The sequence below is a fragment of the Streptomyces viridochromogenes DSM 40736 genome (assembly GCF_000158955.1).
GTDB lineage: Bacteria > Actinomycetota > Actinomycetes > Streptomycetales > Streptomycetaceae > Streptomyces > Streptomyces venetus.
On sequence record NZ_GG657757.1, the window covers coordinates 768,895 to 776,009 of the forward strand.

5 protein-coding genes are annotated in these 7,115 nt (G+C 72.4%); 3 read left to right on the top strand and 2 right to left on the bottom strand.

What is annotated here, in order from left to right; genetic code table 11:
• Both SSQG_RS03490 and SSQG_RS03495 read left to right on the top strand, forming a co-directional pair.
• The coding region (locus tag SSQG_RS03490) for a LacI family DNA-binding transcriptional regulator (RefSeq protein ID WP_003988315.1) at positions 1–1,016 on the top strand (1,016 nt) is incomplete at its 5' end.
• Positions 1,017–1,130: 114 nt separating this feature from the next.
• Positions 1,131–3,596: a CBM35 domain-containing protein gene (locus tag SSQG_RS03495; protein WP_039931870.1), complete on the top strand. Its 2,466-nt coding sequence runs from the start codon at positions 1,131–1,133 to the stop codon at positions 3,594–3,596.
• Positions 3,597–3,682: 86 nt separating this feature from the next.
• On the opposite strand, the gene SSQG_RS03500 is transcribed toward SSQG_RS03495, so the two are convergent.
• Positions 3,683–4,714 carry a hypothetical protein gene (locus tag SSQG_RS03500; protein ID WP_003988317.1) on the bottom strand — a complete coding sequence of 344 codons (1,032 nt, stop codon included), beginning with the start codon at positions 4,712–4,714 and terminating at the stop codon, positions 3,683–3,685.
• Positions 4,715–4,974: 260 nt separating this feature from the next.
• Here SSQG_RS03500 and SSQG_RS03505 point away from each other — a divergent pair, with 260 nt between their 5' ends.
• The gene (locus SSQG_RS03505; RefSeq protein ID WP_003988318.1) at positions 4,975–6,000 is read left to right on the top strand and encodes a sporulation protein; all 1,026 of its coding nucleotides are present in this window, start codon (positions 4,975–4,977) and stop codon (positions 5,998–6,000) included.
• A 539-nt stretch (positions 6,001–6,539) separates the two neighbouring features.
• On the opposite strand, the gene SSQG_RS03510 is transcribed toward SSQG_RS03505, so the two are convergent.
• Positions 6,540–7,115, bottom strand: a 576-nt coding sequence (locus tag SSQG_RS03510) for a M56 family metallopeptidase (protein WP_158680991.1), incomplete at its 5' end; no start/stop codon positions are given.

The window sequence follows — 7,115 nt, forward strand, 5'->3', positions numbered from 1 at the left end:
GGCGCACGGCGAGCATCAGGGACGTCGCGACCGCCGCGGGGGTCTCGTACCAGACGGTCTCGCGGGTGATCAACGGCCATCCCAGCGTCCGGCCGTCCACCCGGGAGCGGGTGCTCGCCGCCATCGACGAACTGGGCTTCCGCCGCAACGCGACCGCCCTCGCCCTGGCCAGCGGACGCAGCCGCGTCGTGACCGTGCTGACCGCGAACACCACCCACTACGGCTACGCCTCGATCCTCCAGGGCATCGAGGAGTCCGCCCGGGCCGCGTCGTACTCGGTCGGGATCGGGGTGCTGGAATCCGCCGAGGACCCGGCCGTCAGCGCCGAGGTGCGGCGCGCGGCGGACGCGGGCGGCGGCATCATCGTGATCGCCTACGATCCGGCCGGTGTCCGGGCGCTCGGAGCGGTGCCCGCCGGGCTGCCGGTCGTGGGTGTGGTGGAGACACCGGCGAGCCCGCCGGGCGGTGACCGCCCGTGGGTGTGGGCCGACGACCGCGAGGCCGCCTACCAGGCGACGCGCCATCTGCTGTCCCTGGGCCACGAGACCGTGCACTACGTCGCCATCCCGTCCAGCACCCGCCGCACCAGCGCCCGCACCAGCGGCTGGCGGCAGGCGCTGAAGGAGGCCGGCGCCCGCGAGCCCCGCCCCGTGCAGGGCAGTTGGGGGCCGGCGGGGGGTCACGCGGCCGGGCTGAGGCTCGCGAAGGACCCGTCCGCCACGGCGATCCTCTGCGGCAACGACGACCTCGCCCTGGGCGTGCTGCGCGCCCTGCACGAGAGGGGCCGCTCGGTGCCGGGCGAGGTGAGCGTGGCCGGTTTCGACGACGCCCCGCACTCCGCCTTCCTCACCCCGTCCCTGACGACCGTACGCCTGGACTTCACCGGCCTCGGGCGGGCCGCGTTCGCCCTGCTGCACGGCGCTCTGGAGGAGTCCGCGCCGGTCGCCCCGCATCCCGTGTCCGTCCCGGAACTGGTGGTGCGGGAGAGCTCGGGGCCACCGTCCGTCGAGCACTGAAGATTCCTGACCCGCCCAGCAGCCAGCAGGAGGTCCAGCAGCGTGATCACCCCCGCCCGCACGAGATCCCGTACCAGAACCGCCCTGATCACAGCACTACTTGGAGCAGCCGCCATGGCAGGCACCCTCCCCGCGGCCGGTCCCTCCGCCGCAGCCGGCCCATCACGCCTCACCGTCGACCTCGACGCCTCCGAGGGGCCGGTGATGCTGGGCGCCAACGGCTCGCTGTACGGGCTCAGCGACGACGGAGTCCCCAGCAACGCCGCGATGGAACCCTTGAAGATCACCAGCGTGTCGCAGAAGCCGGAGGGCGGCGCCCAGCACCCCAACGGCGACGCGCTCACCGTCTCCAAGTCGTTCTTCCGCAACGGCGGCGGCGAGATCAACGTGATGATGCAGGACATCTACGCCAAGTGGCCGTACGAGGACCTCGGCATCGACGACTACCTCCCCAAGGTCGACAAGATCGTCAAGGAGGTCTCGGCCGACCCGAACAGCGACCGCTTCGTCTACATCCCGTTCAACGAGCCCGACCAGATCTGGTACAAGCTGGGCGTCGAGGACCAGGCGCAGTACGAGAAGAACCGCGACCGGTTCTTCAAGGACTGGAAGACGGTGTACCAGCGGATCCGTGCGATCGACCCGGACGCACGGATCGCCGGACCGAACGAAGCCGCTTACCACACACGCCTGTTGAAGGACTTCCTCGCCTTCGCCAAGCGGGAGAACGTGCTGCCCCAGGTGATGACCTGGCACGAGCTCGGCTCCGGTTCGCTGCGCGACTTCCAGGCTCACTACGACGACTACCGCTCGCTGGAGCGCGAGGCGGGCATCGCCCCGCTGAAGATCAATATCGACGAGTACGCCAACCGCCGAGACCTGTCCGTGCCCGGGCAGCTCGTGCAGTGGGTGTCCATGTTCGAGCGCAACAAGGTGTACGCCAACATGGCGTACTGGGACGCCGCCGGCAATCTGAGCGGCCATGTGGTGCGGTCCAACATCCCCAACGGCGGCTGGTGGCTGTTCCGCTGGTACGCGGGCCTGACCGGGAACACCGTGAAGGTGACGCCGCCGCAGCCCGACTCCATCGACACGCTCCAGGGGCTCGCCTCCCTCGACACCTCGCGCCGCCAGGCACAGGTGCTGCTCGGCGGTTCCTCGGGTGACTCGGACGTGGTCGTGCGGAACGTGCCCCGGTCCGTGTTCGGCCGCACGGTCACCGCGACCGTCGCCGAGGCGGCCTGGTCCGGGTACGAGGGGCAGCACGCGGCGCCTCGGGTCCTCGCGCGCACCAAGACGCAGGTGGCGGACGACGGTTCGGTGACCGTCCCGCTGCGCGGCCTGCACAAGATGTCGGCGTACCGGATCGTCCTCACCCCCGGTGGCTCGGGCACCCCGGCGGCGGCGTCCGTCCCCTGGTCGGCGTCGTACGAGGCCGAGGAGGCGGCCGTCACCGACGGCAAGGTCTACACCCAGGGCACGGTCCAGAACGCCAACGGCTACGCCGCCTCCGGCACCCAGGACGTCGGTTCCCTCAACCAGCCCGGCAGCAAGGTCGCGTTCACGGTGTCGGTGCCGAAGGACGGCACGTACGACCTGGCGATCCTGTACGGCAACCAGTCCGGCGGCCCCGCCACGCAGAAGCTGATCGTCGACGGCGGCGACCCGGTGACGGTCACCTACCCCTCCACCGAGAACTGGACGTACCGCGCCAAGAAGGACGTCACCGTCCAGCTGAAGGCCGGACAGCACCAGGTGGTCCTGTCCAAGGGCGACGCCGAGGTCACGCTCGACCGCATCGATCTGACCACGCGCACGGGCGCGCCCGCCGCGTCGTACGAGGCCACACTGGCGGACATCAGCGGCAAGCCGTCGTACGACTACTCGTCGTCGGCCGGTGTGGGCACGGGTGCCCTGGTCCTGCGCTCCGGCGACAAGGCGGTGTTCGACGTCTACGCACCGCGCGACGGTTACTACACGGTGGTGCCGAGGAGCTCCGCGGCCGTGAAGCTCTCGCTGCACGGCGAGACGGTCCCGGCGGCGCCCGAGCGGCCGCTGCGGCTCTACCTGGTCGCGGGCAACAACCGCATCGCGATGACGTCGGGCCACGCCGCCGTCCGCTCCCTCGACGTCTCCGGCGACGGCTCGACCGCCGGCACCCTCTCCTACGACGGCGCCTCGGCCGAGCTCACGGGCGGTGCCACGCTCGTCGACTCCCCGCACGCCTCCGCCGGGTCCTACATCGGCCGGCTCGGCGACAGCGCCTCCAGCACGGCAGGGTTCACGGTGAACGCGCCGAGGTCCGGGCGCTATCTGCTGGTCGTCCACTACGCCCACAACGACCGCCGGGACAACGGCCACGCCTACAACACGGACATCATGTCCCGGACGGCGGACGTCACCGTCGGGAAGGCGGCGCCGCGGAAGGTCACCTTCAAGAACACCTGGAGCTGGGACGACTACTGGACCGTCGGCGTCCCGGTCGACCTGGCGAAGGGCGCGAACAAGGTGACGTTCGGCAACGCCGGCGCCTGGGCGCCGAACATCGACCGGATCGAGCTGGGCCGGGTCGTGGGCTGAGCCATGGTTGACCGTGGACGGTTGCGGAGGAGTGGGATGTGCTCCTCCGCAACCACAGCGCCGGGGCAGCTCTCACTCGGCTGCTGTCACTCGTACCAGTAGGCGGCCCGGACCCCTTCGTTCGAGCCGGTCCACCAGACCTCCATGCTCCCCGGGATGCGGGAGACCGCCGCGAGGCCGTCGCCGGACGCGCTGTTGTCCGGGGCGAGTCGGTAGCGCGCCCAGGGCTGACCGTCGTACCAGTAGGCACCCTCGACCGACCCGCTGTCACCGGCCCACCACAGCTCCATGCTGCCGGGAACGCGGGATACCGAGGTCAGGGCCGTGCCGCGGTAGGCGCTGCCGGCCGGGGCGAGCTGGTAGCGCGCCCACGGATGGCCGTCATACCAGTAGGCGGCCTCGACCGACCCGCTGTCACCGGCCCACCACAGCTCCATGCTGCCGGGAATGCGGGACACCGAGGTGATGCCGCCGACGACGGACGCGCTGTTGTCCGGGGCCAGCTGGTAGCGGGTCCAGGGATGGCCGTCGTACCAGTAGGCGGCCTCGACCGACCCGTTGGGACCGGTCCACCAGACTTCCATGCTGCCGGGAATGCGGGACACCGCCGTCAGCCCCCCGTTGAAGGCCGCGCTGCCGTTCGGCGCGAGCTGGTATCGGGCCCAGGGGTGGCCGTCGTACCAGTACGCGCCCTCCACGGACTCGTCCGGGCCGATCCACCAGAGCTCCATGCTGCCGGGGATGCGGGACACCGCAGCCAGGGCGGAGCCGGTTCGGGCGCTGCCGTTCGGGGCCAGCTGGTAGCGCGCCCACGGATGGCCGTCGTACCAGTACGCGCCCTCGACCGACCCGTTGGGACCGATCCACCAGACTTCCATGCCGCCCGGGATCCTGGACACGGCCGCGAGCGATCCGGCTTCTCTCGCGCTGCCGTTCGGGGCGAGCTGGTAGCGGGTCCAGGCCCCGCCCTCATACCAGTACGCGCCCTCGACCGATGTCCCCGGGCCGATCCACCAGACTTCCATGCTGCCCGGGATCCGGGACACCGCCGCGACGCCGGTGTCCGCGTCCGCACTTCCCCCCGGCGCCAACTCGTACTGCTGCCACGCAGCGCACATATCCGCTCCTCCCCCAACAGGACTGTGTACTCACCGTAGCGAGACGAACACGAAGGGGCATCGGCGTGAAGCCGGCGGCCGGAGCACGGCGTACCACCGTGTCGCGCACGGAGGATCGACACCCACCCGGTCACCCCGCTCGCATTTCGGCCAAGTCCTGGCGCACGGACGTCTCGTGCGGTCGCCACCCGCCTGGACCCCCTATGCTTCTACATGCTTGTAGAAAGCCAGTACTCGCACGTGAAGGAGTGGACGCCACCATGGTGTTCAAACGACTGCTCGGCGCGCTCGGTGTGGGCGGCCCCACGGTCGACACGGTCCTCGACCCGGCTCCCGCCCGGCCCGGCGGCACACTCACCGGTCAGGTCCGACTGCAGGGCGGCAACGCCGACTTCGAGATCGAGCACATCACCCTGGAGCTGGTGGCCCGGGTCGAGGCCGAGCACGAGGGCGGTGAGAGCGAGGGCGCCGTGGCCTTCGAACGCTTCACCGTCGGCGGCGGCTTCCGGCTGGCCGAGGGCGAGCAGCGCGAGGTGCCGTTCAGCGTGACCCTGCCGTGGGAGACGCCGATCACCGAACTGCACGGCCAGGGCCTGGGCATCGTGCTCGGTGTGCGCACCGAGCTGTCGGTGGCGGGCGCGAAGGACAAGGGTGACCTCGACCAGCTGAACGTCGCGCCGCTGCCCGCACAGGAGGCCGTGCTGGAAGCACTCGGCGGGCTCGGGTTCGGCTTCCGTTCGGCGGACCTCGAGTACGGGCGCATCGGCGGCACCGGGCAGCGGTTGCCCTTCTACCAGGAGATCGAGCTCCTCCCCTCACCCCGGTACGCCCAGCAGGTCAACGAGATCGAGCTGACGTTCCTGGCGAACCCGGGCGGTATGGAGGTGGTGCTGGAGGCGGACAAGCGCGGCGGCTTCCTCTCCCCCGGTCACGACGCCCTCACCCGCTTCAACGTCTCCCACGAGGGCGTCGAGCACCAGGACTGGCCCGCGATCGTCGAAGGCTGGATCGGGCAACTGGTCGAGCACCGGGCGTCGTACGGCCCTCCGGCGGGCTACGGCTCCCCGATGGGACACGGCTCCCCCGCCGCGTTCGGCCAGGGCGGCCACGGCCACGGCCACGACGGACATCACCATGACGGTCACCGCTCGGGCCCCGGCATGGGCACCGCCGTCGCCGCCGGCGCGGCCGGTCTCGCGGTGGGTGTCGTCGGCGGCATGGTCGCGGGTGAAGTCGTCGACGAGGTCGGGGACTTCTTCGAGGGCGAGGAGGAAGAGGAGGGCTGAGGCCGGGCGTTCGGACGGGCCCGCGCCCGTTCCCCTCGCGGCGGCCGCAGGGGGCCGCAGTGCGCGGGCCCGCCCCTTCAGGAGGCCTCGGCAGGCCCACACCCGTTCCCCTCCCGGTGACCGTCGAGGGCTGCCGGGGCAGCACCGCCGCCGCGCGGAACCTCCCCTTCGGGAGATCTCGGCGGACCTACGCCCGCTAGCCTCCCGGACCACCGAAGGGCTGCCGGGACAGCACCCCGGCGGTGCGGGCCGGCACCTTCAGAGGTCTCGGCAGGCCTACGCCCACTCGCCCCCGGGGCCACCGCCAAGAACTGCCCAGGGCAGCACCGCCGACCCGTCGCGGACTGCCGAGGCAGCACCGCCGCTGCGGGCGGGCCCGCACCTCCAGAGGCTTCGGCAGGCCTACGTCGGGTCGCCCCCGGGTGACCGGCGGGGGCTGCCCAGGGCAGCACCGCCGCCGCGGGCGGGCCCGCTCTTCCGCAGGGCCGGGCGGGTCCGTGCCCGGTCGGCGGACGCCAGTTCGTCGCCCCGCCCCTGGCTCAGAGAGGTGTCGCAGCGTGCAGGATGAGGACCATCGTGACGGCCGAGTTCGCGGAGGACATCGCCGACACGGCCGTTCCCGCGGCCGCTGCCCACGCCGCCAGGCCGACCGAGGTGAACACCGGGGGCCAGCGGTGCACGACGGGTGCCGGGCCGAGCAGGGCCGCCACCCGGCGCGGCACCGGTCCCGGGGCGGCGAGGCCCGGGAAGGCGGGCGCCGGGGCGCCTCCGGAGACGAGGGCGGCCGTGCCGATGGCACGGGCCACCGTGCGGCGGCTGCCGATCTCCCGGGCCGCCTCCTCGTCGGCCCACCGCTCGGCCGTGTAAGCCACGGCGGTGTGCAGCGGCCGCAGGAACGGGTTGGCCCGGGCGGCGAGCTGCACGGTGAGCAGGAGGCGGTCGTGCCGGGCGGCGAGGTGGACCCGCTCGTGGGCGAACAGGGCCCGGCGCTCGGCCGGCCGGAGCCGGTCCAGCAGGGCCGTGGTCACCACGACACGGCCCCGGCGCCGACCGCGGGCGGCGGCAGCGGGGCGGCGGTGCCCGGTGTCGCGGGCCCGGCGGCCGGCGGCGCCGCG